Raw genomic sequence first — 13,704 nt, 5'->3', positions numbered from 1 at the left:
TTTTTCGCTTGACGACCTACATTTACACGATGTCCGAATCGAACATGCAGCGCACCGTGCAGCCGCCCAAGCAGATCGTCGTCGTCGAGGACGATCCGGTGCAGCGCACGCTGCTCGTCACGTGGCTCAAGGCCGAGGGCTACCGCGTCGAGGCGTTCGACGACGGGCTCGAAGCGCGCCGCTTCCTCGGCGACAGCTGGGCCGATCTGCTCCTGCTCGACTGGGACCTGCCCGGGATGACGGGCGAGCGCCTGCTCGCATGGGTGCGCGGCCGCGCGCGCTCGATCGTGCCCGTGATCTTCCAGACCGTGCATTCGGACGAAGAAGACATCGTCAAGATCCTCGACGCCGGCGCGGACGACTTCCTCATCAAGCCGCTCGAAAAGCAGACGCTGCTCGCGCGCGTGCGCGCGCTGCTGCGGCGCTTCGCGGCGCTGTCGGTCGACAGCGGGCGCATGCAGCTCGGCCGCTACATGCTGTCGCGCGCGACGCTGACCGTGTCCGACGGCCGCGCGTCGCATCCGTTCAGCGCGAAGGAATTCGACATTCTCTGGCATCTGGCCGAGCATCCGGGCACGGTCGTGCAGCGCCAGGACCTGCTGCGGCTCGTTTGGGGCTCGGATGCGTCTGCGCAGACCCGTTCGGTCGACATGTACGTGAGCCGGCTGCGCGGTCGCCTGAAGGCGGCGGGCATCGGCTGGAGCGTGCACGCGGCGTACGCGACCGGCTATCGCCTCAATCTCGGCGCGAACGCGGAACCGACGGATCGCGCATCGTGACGCGGCGCGCGGCCGCGTCGGCTGCCGCCGTTGCGCTCGCGCTCGCGGGCCATGCGCCGGCGCTGCATGCGGTGCCGCTCGCGTGGCCGATCGCGCGCTTCGATTATCGCGTCGGGCAGGTGAACGCCGCCGACGCATTGAGCGAGCTGAGCCGCCGCTCGGGCGTCGCGATCGACATCGACGCGCGTGCGTCGTGCCGGCTCGACTTGCGCGACGCGCTGCCGCCGCGGCGTTTCATCGACAGGGTCGCGCGCACGTGCGGACTCGCGTGGTACTACGACGGCGCGGTGCTCCAATTCGTCGCGCCCGACGCGTTCGAGCGCGCGGCGGTGCGGCTCAATTACGCGACGCCGGCCGAGCTGCGCGCGACGCTCGCGCGGCAGCGAATCGTCGATCGGCGCTGGCGGCCCGATGACGACGACGCGGCGCGGATCGTGCGCGTCGCCGGTCCGCCGCGCTATGTCGCGCTCGTGCTCGCCGCCGCGCGTGCGCTCGATCGGGCGGCGCAGGCGCGCGTGCCGACGGAGACGCGTGCGTTCAAGCTGCGCGCGCGCGCCGCGACCGATCGCCTCGTGCGCGGCGACGCGGGCGACGCATCGCTGCCGGGGCTCGCGACGCGGCTGCGCCGCCGGCTCGAGCAGGACGGCGTCGCGCCGCGCGCGGTGCCGGGCGTGCGCGAATTCACGGCGTCGCTGCCGATCGTCGACGCGGACGCGCGTTCGAACACCGTGCTGATCCGCGACGTGCCGGCGCGCCTCGCGCGCGATGCGCGGCTCGTCGCGCAGCTCGACACGCTGCCCGCGTCGATACGGGTCGACGCGTTCGGCGCGACGCTGCAGCCGGCGCAGCTCGATGCGCTGGGGCTGCGGTGGCGCGACGAGGCGGGAGCGTCCGCGGCGTCGAGCGGGGCCGTCGACATGGCCGATACATTTCGGCTATCCGGTCGAACCGGCTCGTCCGGCGCATCGGGCTCGCCCGGTTCGTCCCGCGCGACCGGCGTACCGAACGCATCCACCGCGTCAGGCTGGTCCGCCGCATCCGGCGCGGTGAACTCAGCCGGGATATCCGGCCCATCCGATCCGTCGAATGAGTCCAATACGTCCAATACGTCCAATACGTCCGCACCGCGCATCGCGATCGCAACGGACGGCTGCGCGCAGACGCGCGCACGCATCGCCGAACTCGCCGCGCATGGCGCGGCATCGATCGACGTTGACGGCTCGACGTTGACGTTCCCCGACGGGAGCGCGGACTTCGGGCGTTTGCGGCAGGCATTCGTCGCGTCGAACGACGGCGGCGCGCCGTCGCTCGACGCGCAGCGAAACGGTTTCGCGATGCGGGTCACGCCGCGCGAGACGGCACAGGCGGGCCGCTACGCGCTCGATATGCGGATCGTGGCGCGCTGGGCGGCGGACGGCGACGGTCGCGCGGCGGGCGCTGCGGCGGGCGACAGCATGTCGAGCGCGACGCTCGCGGCGGGCGAGTGCGCGGCGATCGCGTTGCCGCCCGGGGCCGGGCGCGGCGTGCAGCGGCTCGTCCTGGTGACGCCGCGCGTGATGCCGGCCGATCCGGCGTCCGCGACGCCGCAGGCATTGTCGACAGCGCCGGCACCCGCGCCGGCGCGGGCCGCGGCGCGAGCGACGGCCAAGCCCTCTGCGCGAGCGTCTTTGCCGTCGCACGCGCGTCCGCTCGCGGCGCAGCCTCTTTCCCCGAAGCCGGACGGTCTCGGCCTCAGGATTCAGACCCGCCTGATCGGTAATTGATGCAAAATCGGCCCGTTATTGAGCGCCGGTCGCGCACTTTTTAGATGCGCCATCGCAATCGACTTTTGAAATTAATGCGGCCAGTCGATTAACACGTGATCCGGCGTGTTTATATGATTTTTTTTCGATTTTAGATCGACATATAAAAATGCCGGATCACAGGCATGAGCGGCTACCGATTAACAATGGACTGCATCATTTCGTGCAGTTCGAGCCGATTGTAAGTTGCCCGTAACGCATCCTTCGTCGTGATCCGGTTGCGGGCCGCCAGCGTGGCGAGATCGTCGTTCAGCGAGCGCGACATGTTGTCTTCCCGGCGCCGCAGGAAGTCGTTGACGAGGTGCAGCTTCGTCGGGTCCGCGATCAGCTTCGCGACCTGGTTGTTGTTGTTGAACAGCAATTCGCTCGCGAGCACGAGGCTCTCGCCGTCCGCGCTCGGCACGAGGCTCTGGCAGACGATGCCGATCAGCGATTCCGCGAGCGCGACCGCGTGCCGGTCGCGCTGCTCGACCGGGAAGAACGACAGCAGCTTGTTGAGCGCGCTGACCGCGCTGCCCGTGTGCATCGTCGCGAGCACGAGATGCCCGGATTCGCCTGCCTGCAGCAGCGTGTCCGCCGTCTGCGCGTCACGCACCTCGCCGACCATCACGACGTCCGGCTTCTGCCGCAGCGCCTCGCGCAGCCCGTGCGGGAAATTCGGCGTGTCGGTCGGCACTTCGCGTTGCGAGATGATCGACTGGCGGCGCTCCAGATAGTATTCGATCGGCTCCTCGATCGTGACGATATGCGTGTTGCGGGTCGTGTTGACGTGCTCGAGCAGCGACGCGATCGTCGTCGTTTTGCCCGAGCCCGTCGGGCCGGTGACGAGGATGATGCCCTTCGTGTTGTCGAGCATCGAGCGCACGTAGACGGGCAGGCCGAGCTCCTCGAGCGGCAGCGGCGTGAGCGGCAGCCGGCGCATCGAGATCACGATCTTGCGGCCGCCGCCCGCGCGATACACGTGACAGCGCAGCCGGCAGCGCGTGAGGACGAACGGGCGATCGAGCGTGCCTTGACGCAGCGCGCTCTCCCAGTGCTCGTCGATCGCGTCGAGGAGCGGCCGCATGTCGTCGAGCAGCACCGGTTCGTCGCTCGTCTCGATCCAGCCGCGCGGCGTCTTGATCGTGACGGGGCGATCCTGCTCGATGTGGATGTCGGTGAACATCTGCTTCAGGTCGATCAGACCGAGCACTTCGCCCGCGAGATCGCGCAGCGGGGCGGCGGCATGCTGGTTCATCTTGAGGATTCGAATGAATGGAATGGGCGCGCATTGCGCGCGCGGCGAGTGGGAAATTGAATGGTCTATTGAATTTTGCACGTCAACTAGCTTTTGTCAAACTATTCGGGGTATATTTGCCGCGCAATAATCAATTCAATAATGCGACTGCGTGCGTAGACCTATTATGTAAAGCCGAGGTAATCCCGGGTTCGGAAAGCCATTTCCGGCCGCGAAGGCGCTCCGATGTATCGGACGCGGCATCCGGGAGCGTCGAGCGGCGAAGCGCGGGGGCCACAGGCGCACGGCAGCAGTCGAATAACGAGGAAAATCATGATGCACGGCGCCACGGTCGCCGCGGCCGCGTCTATCGCGATCGCGCTTCTTGCAACCGATTGCGCGGCGAGCGGTCCGCCGGCCGGCGCCGATCCGGCGCCGGCCGGCGCATCCGCCGAGCGCTTCGATCACGCGCCGCTGACAGCGCAGCGCGTCGACGTCTTTCGAGCGCAGCCGCCGTCGGCGCCCGCCGTGTCCGCCGTGTCCGCGCCGGCCGCGGAGGCTTTGCCCGCGGCGCCGGCCGCACCGCTGGCGCCGCTGCCCGTTTGGGACGTGCGCGCATCCGACGGCACGATTCGCGGCGTATTGTCGCGCTGGGCGCGCACGGCGGGCTGGCAGCTCGTCTGGGATGCGCCCGTTGATTTCAGCATCGATGCACAGGCGACGCTGCGCGGCTCGTTCGAGGATGCGCTGCAAGCGCTTGTCGCGAGCCTCGACCGCACGTCGACGCCGATTCAGGCGATTCTCTATCAAGGCAATCACGTGTTGCGCGTCGTTGCACAAGGAGCGGGCTGATGCGTGTCTTTCTGGCGATTTCGTTTCTGGCCGTCGCGCTGCTGAGCGGCTGCACCGGGCTCAAGGGCGGCATCGAGCGGGACGTGCGGCGCGATTCGACCGAATCCGGCGCGCTGCTCAAGCGGACGGCCGCCGGCGACAACAGCGTGCACGCGCTGTCGCCCGTCGTCGTCGATGACGGGCTGTGGGTGTCGGCGGGCGCCGTCAAGCTGCAGAGCGGCGAGCAGTTGCCCGCGCTCTTCGACGAGCTGGCGTCGTTCGACCGGTCGGTCTCTTCGTTGTCCGAATTCGCCGAGCAGATCACGCGGCTCACGCAAGCGCCGACGCAAGTCGCCGCGAGCGCGATGCAGGCGGCCGCGCGCTCGCAGCACGGCGGCGCGGACGGCGCCGCGCGCGGCGCGCCCGCTTTCCTTAACGCGGCGGGCGAGCGCTCGGTGCCGCCGCTGCCGCCCGGCATGCCGGGCGGCGCGTCGTCCGGCGGCGGCAAGCCGGGCGGCGGCGGGGCGGGCACGGACGGCGGCGGCGCGGGGACGTCGTTCGCGCCCGTGCGCATCCTGTACACGGGCGGCACGCTGCGCGGCCTGCTCGACGCGGCGTGCGCGCGTTTCGGCGTCTTCTGGAAATACGAGCAGGGCACGATCCGTTTCTTCTTCACCGATACCCGCACGTTCCAGGTCAACGCGATCCCCGGCGACTCGTCGCTGAACGCGTCGGTCGTGAGCGGCGCGACGAGCGACGGCACGTCGGGCGGCTCGCAATCGGGCGGCGCGGGCGGGGGCGCGTCGTCCGGCACGACGGGCCTCACCGCGAACAATTCGGCGAACACCGCGGTCAATTCGCAATTGTCCGTGTTCAACGGCTTGCAGAGCGCGATCCAGTCGATGCTGTCGCGCCACGGCAGCTCGGTTGCGTCGCCCGCGACCGGATCGATCTCGGTGACCGACACGCCCGACGTGCTCGAACGCGTCGCTGCGTTCATGACGCAGCAGAATCGCGCGCTGTCGCGGCAGGTGCTGCTCAACGTGACCGTGCTGAGCGTGTCGCTGTCGGCGGGCGACGCGTACGGAATCGACTGGGGCCTCGTCTACAAGACGCTGTCCGCGCAGTTCGGCATCGCCAATACGTTCAAGCCGGCGTCGCTGACGTCGCCCGCCGAGCTGTCCGCGTCGGTGCTGAGCCCGACAAGCCGCTTCAACGGCACGAAGCTCCTGATTCGCGCGCTGTCGCAGCAAGGGCAGGTGCGGCGCAAGACGTCGGCGTCGGTGACGACGCTCAACAATCAGCCGGTGCCCGTGCAGGTCGCGACGCAGACCGGCTATCTCGCGTCGGTGTCGACGACGAACACCGCGAACGTCGGCTCGTCGACGGCGCTCACGCCCGGTTCGGTAACGACGGGCTTCAACATGACGCTGCTGCCGCACGTGCTTGACGACGGCACCGTGATGCTGCAGTTCTCGACGAACATCTCGTCGCTGCTCGCGCTGAAGAAGGTGGCGAGCAGCACGGGGAGCGGCGCGATACAGATCCAGGCGCCCGACATCGACATGCGCAACTTCCTGCAGCGGGTCGCGATGAAATCGGGCGAGACGCTCGTCATCAGCGGCTACGAAGGCACGAACGATTCGCTCGACGAGCGCGGCGTCGGCACGCCGAAGATGATCGCGCTCGGCGGCGGCTACGAAGCGCAGCGCGCGCGCGAGGTGATCGTGATCCTGATCACGCCCGTCACGCAGCGCGGCGGCGCGTGACGAGGCGGACGATGAGCGAGCAGGTCATTCAAATCGGCCGCCAGCGCTTCGTCGGCGGCCTGTTCTGGCAGTCGCTGTCGAGGCGCAACGAGCTGCGCGCCGAAGCGCTCGAGCTCGCGAAGAAGCTGAAGTTCGACCTGATGGTGCTGCGGATCGATCGCGGCGTCGCGGCGGCGGGCTACGCGAACACGCGCGACGGCTTCGCGCCCGGGCATCTGTCGCTCGGCGCGATGGTGTCGCGCGCGATCGCGCTCGAAGGCGCGTTCTACAACGGACGGCGCCAGCCGGCGCCGAACTGGCTCGGCGCATTCGCGCTGCCGGACGGACGCTGGGCGTACTTCGCGGTGCGCGATCACGCGTTCATGCCGAACGGCGACTGGGTCGGCAGCCGCGAAGAGGCGCTCGAGCGGCTGCATACCGATTACGCGTGGGGCGGCTGGAACGTCGTGATCGGCGAGCCGGAGCTCGAAAAGCAGGGCTTCCAGAATTTTCAGCCGAAGCGGCTCGACGAACTGCTGCCGCGTCGCGGCGGGCGGCCGCGCACCGAGCGCTGGTGGGCGCTCAAGCCCGTCGAGCGGCGCCTGTCCACGCGCACCGCGCTGATCGCCGCGACGGCGGTGTGCGTCGCCGGCGGCGGCGTGCTCGCGTATTGGCATCATCGCGCGAAAGTCGAGGAAGCGGCGCGCGAGGCGGCGCTCGCGCGCGTGCGCGCCGAGCTGGCCGCGCGGCAGGCGAAGAGCGGGGCCATCGCGCATCCGTGGGCGATGCTGCCCGACGCGATCGCGTTCGCGCGGGCGTGCGCCATGCGCTTCGGCCGGCTCGCGCCGGGCGGCTGGCGGCTCGACCGCTACGAATGCACGCCGGGCATCGCGCATTACGCGTGGACGCGCAACGGCTCGAACGTACGCTACCTGCTCGCCGCGGAGCCTGCCGCGATCGTCGACACCGACGGCGAACGCGCGACGCTCGACGTGCCGCTCACCGCGCCCACGGCGGACGATACGTCGCTCGTCGACGATTCGGCTGTCAGGACGCAACTTCTGTCGCGTCTCCAATTGCTGGACGCGGCCGCTAAACTGGACCCACTGCCTCCCGATCAATCGTCGCGCGCGCCGCTCGCGAATCTCGCCCAGCAGGCGGCCGCCGCGCCGGCGTGGCGTGCATATCGGCTGAATGCGAGCCTCGGCGGCTTCGCGCCGCCCGAGTTCATGCGTGCGATCGACGTGCCGGGGCTGCGCGTGCAGCGCATCGCTTACCAGAACAATCAGTGGACTCTCGAAGGAGTGCTCTATGCGAAATAGTCGCGTCCGATCGATGTGCGCGCTCGGCTTGGCGCTCTTTGCCGGCGCCGTATGCGCGGCGGGCCCCGTGTCGTCCGACGACGGCGGCGCGACCGCCGCGCGTCTCACGCGGCTTCAAAGCGAGACGGTGCTGCTGCAGGCGCAGTTGAAGAAGCTCGAGGCCGAGCAGCAGGTGGCCGAGCGAACCGCGCAACTCGCGCGCGCGCGCGGCGGCGCGCCGGCCGGGCAACTCGCGGTGACGGCGATCGAAGGCGTCGGCAAGCGCGCGTTCGCGACGCTGCGAATGAACGGCGGCGCCGAGTTCGAAGTGCAGCGCGGCGACGCGCTGCCGGACGGCGGCCGCATCGTCGCGATCGAGCCGCGCGCGGTCGTCGTGTCGAATCGCGGGCGCACGTACCGGCTGTCGACGGCGGTGGCGTTCTCCGGCAATCCGCCGCTGCCGGCCTTGCCCGCACTGTCCGCGAGCGGATCATGAGCCACGACGCGCAACGCCCAACCGGCGCGGTTCCGCGCGCGGCGGCGCACGCCGGCGCCGATGTCGCACAGCCGCGCGGCCCGCGCGCGGTCAGCGAGGCCGGCGATTTCGCCGCGAGCGTCGAGGAACGCAAGTTCGTCTGCCTGCTCGACGACGGCCGGCTGCTGATCGCCGAAGGCCACGAGATGAATGCGTTCGTGCTGTCGTATCGCGCGCGGCTCGACCGGATGGGCCGGCCGTACCGGCCGACGCCCGCGACGCTCGCGCAGGTGCGCGAGGCGTACCGGCACGGCGTCGCGGGCGGCGGCGAGCGGCTCGACCACACGGTGATGCAGGTGCTCGCGAAGGAGCTGATCGGCCGCGCGTGCCGCGAGCGCGCATCCGACGTCCACATCCGCGTGCGCCGTTTCAGCACCGAGGTCTATTTCCGCATCCATAACGATCTCGTGCGCGTGAACGAGCACACGCGCGAGCACGGCGAGCGGCTGCTCGCGACGCTGTACGGCGCGATGACGACTGTGTCGGACAACAGCTACCGGCCGAGCGAGCGGCAGGACGCGAGCATCGGCGACCGCGACAAGCTGCCGGACGACCTGTACGGCGTGCGGATCGCGACGACGCCGACGAGCGACGGCAGCCTGATGGTGCTGCGGCTCCTCTACAACGACGCGGGCGATGCGACCGATCTCGCCGCGCTCGGCTTCGCGCCCGAGCACGTCGCGGCGTTCCGCGCGCTGCGCGTGCAGCCGCACGGCATGAACATCATCAGCGGCCCGACGGGCTCCGGCAAGTCGACGACGCTACAGCGGATGCTCGCCGCGCAGATCGACGAATCGCGCGGCAGCCTGCACGTGATTACGGTCGAAGACCCGATCGAATACCCGATCGACGGCGCGGTGCAGACGCCCGTCGCGAACGCGCAGACGGAGGAGGCCCGCGCGCTCGCGTTCGCGGCGGCGATCACGAACGCGATGCGGCTCGATCCGGACACGATCATGATCGGCGAGATCCGCGACCGCGCGTCGGGGCAGACGGCGCTGCGCGCATCGATGACGGGGCACCAGGTCTGGACGACCGTGCACGCGAACAGCGCGCTCGCGATCGCCGACCGCCTGATCGATCTCGGCCTGCACGCGCGGATGATCACCGATCACACCGTGATCTCCGGCCTCATCAGCCAGCGTCTCGTGAAGCTGCTGTGTCCGCATTGCAAGCTGCGGCTCGCCGATCGTCCGGACAAGGTCGACCCGGGCCTCTTCGCGCGGCTGCGGCTCGCGCTCGACGGCCGGATGCAGGACGTGTGCATCGCGGGCGACGGCTGCGCGCACTGCCGGGAGGTCGGCACGATCGGCCGCACGGTCGTCGCCGAAGTGATCCTGCCCGATGCGCGACTGTTCGAGTCTCTGCGCGAAGGCGACAAGGTCGGCGCGTTCGAGTACTGGACCCGCACGCTCGGCGGGACGACGCTCGCCGAGCACGCGCTGCGCAAGATAGCGGCGGGGCTCGTCGATCCGCACGGCGTCGAGCGGGTAGTCGGCACGCTCGCGCCGGTCGCGGGCGAAGCGCGGCAGCAACTGTCGCTCGTCGGATTCAGCTATGGCACTTGAGCTGAATCGCCGCTGGGCGAAGCTCCGCCTGAACGCCGACGAGCGGCTGCGCATCTATCGCAAGATCGCGAAGATGCTCGGCAACGGGCTGCCGCTCCTCAAGGTGCTCGAGGAGCTCGAATGGCGCGCGTCGCACGAGGGCCGCAAGCCGCGCGAGCCGCTCGCGATCGTGCTGTCCGACTGGCGCTTCGCGGTGCAGAACGGCCGGATGCTGTCCGAGGCGATGGAATCGTGGGTGCCCGCGACCGAGCAGATGATCGTCGCGGCGGGCGAGCAGGCGGGACGCATCGAGGATGCGCTCGCGTCGGTCGCCGCCATCGTGCAGTCGAGCCGCAAGATCCGCCGTGCGGTCACGGGCGGCGTCGCGTATCCGATCGGGCTCGTCGCGATGGTGATCGGCTACCTGTATCTGTTCGGCACGCACGTGATCCCGAAATTCGCATTGGTCGCCGATCCTTCGCACTGGCGCGGCGCCGCGCGCTCGCTGTACCTGATGTCGCTGTTCGTGCAGGGCTGGATGCTCGTCGTCGTCGCGTTGCTTGTCGCGTTCGTCGTCGCGCTCGCATGGTCGCTGCCGCGCTGGCGTGGCCCGCTGCGCATCTATGCGGATCGCGTGCCGCCTTATTCGATCTATCGGCTCGTCGCGGGCAGCGGTTTTCTGATCGCGTTCTCGGCGCTGCAGGCGTCCGGCGTGACGGTCGAGAAGGCGCTTCTGAAGATCGGCGCGGTCGCGGGGCCGTGGCTGCGCGAGCGGATCGACGACACGCTGATCGGCGTGAAGTCGGGCCTCAACGCCGGCGAGGCGCTGCTCAACACCGGCTATCAGTTTCCGTCGCGCGAGATCGTCGAGGACCTGTGCATCTACGCCGAATACGGCGGCTTCGACGCGGCGCTCAAGATGCTCGCCGACGAATGGCTCGAAGAGGGCGTCACCCGGATTGCCGCGCAGATGCGCGTGCTGAACGGCGTCGCGATCGTCGTGCTGGCCCTGCTGATCGGCTGGCTCGTGACGGGCTTCTTCGGCATTCAGCAGGAAATCGCCGCGATGACGCGCGCGATGCATTGACGTCACGCATGTTCGAGTCGCGCATTTTCAATCCAGGAGAAACCAATATGAAACCACTCGCCGCCCATCCCGCCTATCGACACGAACCGGCGTTCTGCCGACGCCACCGCAACGAGCGCGGCGCGTCGCTGCTCGAGAGCATCGCGTACCTCGGCGTCGCCGCGATCGTGATCGTCGGCGCGATCGCGCTGCTCGGGTCGGCGTTTTCGAGCGCGAATACGAACCGGCTCGCCGAGGAGCTGAATGCGATTCAGACGGGAACCAAGAAGCTCTATATGGGGCAGGTGAACAATTACGGAGATGCTGCTGAGCTCAACGCGAACCTGATTGCGGCAAAGGTGTTTCCGAGCACGCTGCCTGTCAACGGTGCAAACGTATCGGATGCATGGGGCGGGAATGTCACGGTGACGGGACAAGGACAGACCTTCACGGTTCAGTACACGAACGTCCCGCGCGACGTCTGCATCAACACGCTGACCGCAGGCGGAAATTGGCGGTCGGTTGCGATCGGAGGGAATGCCGCGATCGAGTACCCGGTTTCTCCGACTGACGCAACGACGAACTGCGTGAACAACGCGTCGATCGTCTGGACGTCGAACTGACGCGGCCCGGTTCCCTGACCGTCGCTCACGCCGCACATGTACGCTCTCGCCGCCGCGCTGGCCTTCGCATCGATCGTCGCCGTCTACGCGACGCTGCAAGGTCCGTCCGCCATTCCCGCGCTGCAGCCGTCGCGCACCGCGCAAGCGCTTGCCGACAACCTCGCCGTCTACCGGCTGGCGGCGCTCGACTACGCACGCCTGCATCCGGGCACGCGCGGCGCGGTGCCGACCGCGCAGCTCACGTTTCCTTCGTGGTATCCGGGCGCGAATCCGCTGTGGCGCAACTACATCGCGGACGGCACCGTCGTTGCGTATGCGGTGTCGATGCCGCCCGTGAACATCGCGGGCGAGATCGAAACGCTCGCGGACGGCTCGCTGTTCGCGGGCGTCGCGTATCGCGGCGCGGTCGTGCATCCGGGCCTCGCGCGCCCGAACGCGCCGGCGAACGGCGTGCCGCTGCCCGCCGGGCTGTCGATCGCGAACGGCGTGCCGGTCTGGATGGGGCAAGCCTACTGATGCGTTTCCCGCTTTCCCGCCGCCGCGCACGCGGCTTCGCGCTGATCGAGATGCTCGGCGCGCTCGCGATCGCCGCGCTGATGCTGGCCGGCATCGCGATGATGATTGACACGTCGCTCGACGACGTGCGCGCGCAGCAGGCCGCGCAATACCAGGCGCAGGTGACCGCCGCGGCGACGCGCGCGCTCAAGCGCGACTACGATGCGTGGCTGCAGCGCGCGAACACGCAGACGCCCGTCGTGATGACGCTTGCCGATTTGCAGTCGACGAGCGATCTGCCGGCCGCGCTTCAGCCGAGAAACGCATACGGCCAGCACACGTGCGTGCTCGTCAAGCGGACCGCGAGCGGCGCGGGGCTCGACGCGCTCGTCGTGACGACGGGCGGCGAGACGATCGGCGACAAGGAACTCGGGCTCGTCGCAGCGAGCGCAGGGCCGGGCGGCGGCTCGATCAGCACGCGCTTGCCGACGGAGGCGCGCGGCGCGTTCGATGCGTGGCGAATGCAGACCGGCACGTTCCTCGGCGGCAGCTCGCCGAAATGCGATGCGTCCGACGCCGCGCCGCCGAGCGCCGGCCACCTCGCGAGCGAGATCTTCTTCAATGGCCCGGGCCAGCAGATCAACAGCGATTATCTGTACCGGGTCGGCGTCGGCGGCCATCCGGAGGCGAACGCGATGCAGGTGCCGATCTGGCTCACGCACACGTTCGTCGACGGCAGCGCGGACCCGGCGAACTGCGGAACCGCGGGCGGCTTCGCGAACGGCAAGCTCGGCGCCGACGCGGGCGGCAATCTGCTGAGCTGCAAGAACGGCGTGTGGCGCGGCGCGGGCGGGCACTGGAAAGATCCGGTCAACACCACCGATGACCTGCCCAACGACGCATCGAACGAAACCGGCGACGTGCGTCTCACGCTCGACACATTCCGTGCGTACGCGTGGACGGGCGGCGGCTGGCAGGCGCTCGCGGTCGACCGTGAAGGCAACCTGATCGTGCCCGGCGTCATCTCCGCGAAACAGTACGAAATCACCGGGCGCGTCGTCGTCAACTCGCCGTGCTCGCCCGATCCGGGCCGGCCGAACGCGGGGCTCGTGTCGATGGGTCAGGACGGGCAGGTGCTGTCGTGTCAGGACGGCAAGTGGCTGCCGCAATCGGGGATCAAGATCGGCAGCACCGAGACGGCGTGCGAGATCCTGATGGAGACGCCCGGCGCGCGGGATTTTTCGTGCGGGTACACCTACCGCGGCCCCTATCCGAACGCGCCGCTCATCACGTACGAACCGGACGGCACGTACACGTACACGATCGATCGGCAGGTGAAGCTCGACAACAACGGGCTCATTTCGGTGAGCGCGTACATGCACATGAGCTATGCGACGTGCGACCTGAAGGGGCGGCAAGGACAGATGCGCCTCGTCGTCGACGTCATCGACGTTCAGGGCAACAAGGTGATCGCTCACAGCGAGGCGCAGTCGTCGAAGCTGATCGAAGACGCCGCGACGATCAACGTCACGCTGAACCAGGCCGCCGAGCCGCGCAGCGGATACGTGGTCAGGCTCTCGAGCAAATGGGCGACGTACGACAACTACGCGAGGACGCCGTGGCAGTCCACCTATTGCAGCGGCGGCCAGACGTTCCTCCAGACGCCGCTCGTGACCGGCTGGACCATCAATTCGTTCTATTGAACGGGCCTTCGCCGCGCGCGGTCGCCGCCGCGTGCGGCTGCGGTTAACTGCAGGGGTC

General features: G+C 69.0%; 12 protein-coding genes. 11 read left to right on the top strand and 1 reads right to left on the bottom strand.

What is annotated here, in order from left to right; translation table 11 throughout:
* The first annotated feature begins 29 nt into the window (after positions 1 to 29).
* Positions 30 to 779 carry a response regulator transcription factor gene (locus tag WS62_RS05035; protein ID WP_066568650.1) on the top strand — a complete coding sequence of 250 codons (750 nt, stop codon included), beginning with the start codon at positions 30 to 32 and terminating at the stop codon, positions 777 to 779.
* Entirely contained in the window at positions 776 to 2,542 is a 1,767-nt protein-coding gene (locus WS62_RS05030; protein ID WP_066568514.1) for a secretion protein, read from the top strand. The genes WS62_RS05035 and WS62_RS05030 overlap by 4 nt, the downstream gene beginning before the upstream one ends.
* A gap of 172 nt (positions 2,543 to 2,714) precedes the next feature.
* Here the strand turns inward: WS62_RS05030 and WS62_RS05025 are convergent, their stop codons facing one another.
* Positions 2,715 to 3,818 (bottom strand): type IV pilus twitching motility protein PilT, encoded by a 1,104-nt coding sequence (locus WS62_RS05025; RefSeq protein WP_066568513.1) that lies wholly within the window; start codon positions 3,816 to 3,818, stop codon positions 2,715 to 2,717.
* Positions 3,819 to 4,130: 312 nt separating this feature from the next.
* On the opposite strand from WS62_RS05025, the gene WS62_RS05020 reads away from it, so the two are divergent.
* Genes WS62_RS05020 through pilV form a run of 9 tightly spaced genes read left to right on the top strand, consistent with a single transcriptional unit; the run spans position 4,131 to position 13,646 of the window.
* Positions 4,131 to 4,649: a toxin co-regulated pilus biosynthesis Q family protein gene (locus tag WS62_RS05020; RefSeq protein ID WP_066568512.1), complete on the top strand. Its 519-nt coding sequence runs from the start codon at positions 4,131 to 4,133 to the stop codon at positions 4,647 to 4,649.
* On the top strand, positions 4,649 to 6,397 hold the full coding sequence (gene pilN, locus WS62_RS05015; RefSeq protein WP_066568503.1) for a PilN family type IVB pilus formation outer membrane protein: 1,749 nt from the start codon (positions 4,649 to 4,651) through the stop codon (positions 6,395 to 6,397). Before WS62_RS05020 ends, pilN begins: the two co-directional genes overlap by 1 nt.
* 11 nt (positions 6,398 to 6,408) lie before the next feature.
* Complete coding sequence (gene pilO2 / locus WS62_RS05010) at positions 6,409 to 7,698, top strand: type 4b pilus protein PilO2 (protein WP_066568649.1); 1,290 nt, start codon at positions 6,409 to 6,411, stop codon at positions 7,696 to 7,698.
* A gap of 13 nt (positions 7,699 to 7,711) precedes the next feature.
* On the top strand, positions 7,712 to 8,173 hold the full coding sequence (gene pilP, locus WS62_RS05005) for a type IV pilus biogenesis protein PilP (protein WP_066568495.1): 462 nt from the start codon (positions 7,712 to 7,714) through the stop codon (positions 8,171 to 8,173).
* A complete protein-coding gene (locus WS62_RS05000; RefSeq protein ID WP_066568494.1) occupies positions 8,170 to 9,780 on the top strand; it encodes a GspE/PulE family protein in 1,611 nt (536 codons plus the stop codon). Before pilP ends, WS62_RS05000 begins: the two co-directional genes overlap by 4 nt.
* Entirely contained in the window at positions 9,770 to 10,846 is a 1,077-nt protein-coding gene (locus tag WS62_RS04995; protein WP_066568493.1) for a type II secretion system F family protein, read from the top strand. The genes WS62_RS05000 and WS62_RS04995 overlap by 11 nt, the downstream gene beginning before the upstream one ends.
* A gap of 47 nt (positions 10,847 to 10,893) precedes the next feature.
* Complete coding sequence (locus tag WS62_RS04990; protein WP_066568490.1) at positions 10,894 to 11,448, top strand: type 4 pilus major pilin; 555 nt, start codon at positions 10,894 to 10,896, stop codon at positions 11,446 to 11,448.
* A 36-nt stretch (positions 11,449 to 11,484) separates the two neighbouring features.
* Positions 11,485 to 11,964: a type IV pilus biogenesis protein PilM gene (gene pilM / locus WS62_RS04985; protein WP_066568487.1), complete on the top strand. Its 480-nt coding sequence runs from the start codon at positions 11,485 to 11,487 to the stop codon at positions 11,962 to 11,964.
* Complete coding sequence (gene pilV, locus WS62_RS04980; RefSeq protein WP_066568484.1) at positions 11,964 to 13,646, top strand: shufflon system plasmid conjugative transfer pilus tip adhesin PilV; 1,683 nt, start codon at positions 11,964 to 11,966, stop codon at positions 13,644 to 13,646. The genes pilM and pilV overlap by 1 nt, the downstream gene beginning before the upstream one ends.
* The last annotated feature ends 58 nt before the right edge of the window (positions 13,647 to 13,704 follow it).

Origin of the sequence: Burkholderia sp. ABCPW 14 (assembly GCF_001523835.1) — a bacterium.
GTDB lineage: Bacteria > Pseudomonadota > Gammaproteobacteria > Burkholderiales > Burkholderiaceae > Burkholderia > Burkholderia mayonis.
Note: the sequence above shows the minus strand (reverse complement) of the source record. Positions and strands in the feature narration are given on the sequence as shown.

What these genes read in the sequence shown, in the direction of transcription:
- pilP (WP_066568495.1), top strand. Translation starts at nt 7,712, where the DNA reads ATGTGCGCGCTCGGCTTGGCGCTCTTTGCCGGCGCCGTATGCGCGGCG.
- WS62_RS05000 (WP_066568494.1), top strand. Translation starts at nt 8,170, where the DNA reads ATGAGCCACGACGCGCAACGCCCAACCGGCGCGGTTCCGCGCGCGGCG.
- pilV (WP_066568484.1), top strand. Translation starts at nt 11,964, where the DNA reads ATGCGTTTCCCGCTTTCCCGCCGCCGCGCACGCGGCTTCGCGCTGATC.
- WS62_RS05035 (WP_066568650.1), top strand. Translation starts at nt 30, where the DNA reads ATGTCCGAATCGAACATGCAGCGCACCGTGCAGCCGCCCAAGCAGATC.
- pilO2 (WP_066568649.1), top strand. Translation starts at nt 6,409, where the DNA reads ATGAGCGAGCAGGTCATTCAAATCGGCCGCCAGCGCTTCGTCGGCGGC.
- pilN (WP_066568503.1), top strand. Translation starts at nt 4,649, where the DNA reads ATGCGTGTCTTTCTGGCGATTTCGTTTCTGGCCGTCGCGCTGCTGAGC.
- WS62_RS05025 (WP_066568513.1), bottom strand. Translation starts at nt 3,818, where the DNA reads ATGAACCAGCATGCCGCCGCCCCGCTGCGCGATCTCGCGGGCGAAGTG.
- WS62_RS05020 (WP_066568512.1), top strand. Translation starts at nt 4,131, where the DNA reads ATGATGCACGGCGCCACGGTCGCCGCGGCCGCGTCTATCGCGATCGCG.
- pilM (WP_066568487.1), top strand. Translation starts at nt 11,485, where the DNA reads ATGTACGCTCTCGCCGCCGCGCTGGCCTTCGCATCGATCGTCGCCGTC.
- WS62_RS04990 (WP_066568490.1), top strand. Translation starts at nt 10,894, where the DNA reads ATGAAACCACTCGCCGCCCATCCCGCCTATCGACACGAACCGGCGTTC.
- WS62_RS04995 (WP_066568493.1), top strand. Translation starts at nt 9,770, where the DNA reads ATGGCACTTGAGCTGAATCGCCGCTGGGCGAAGCTCCGCCTGAACGCC.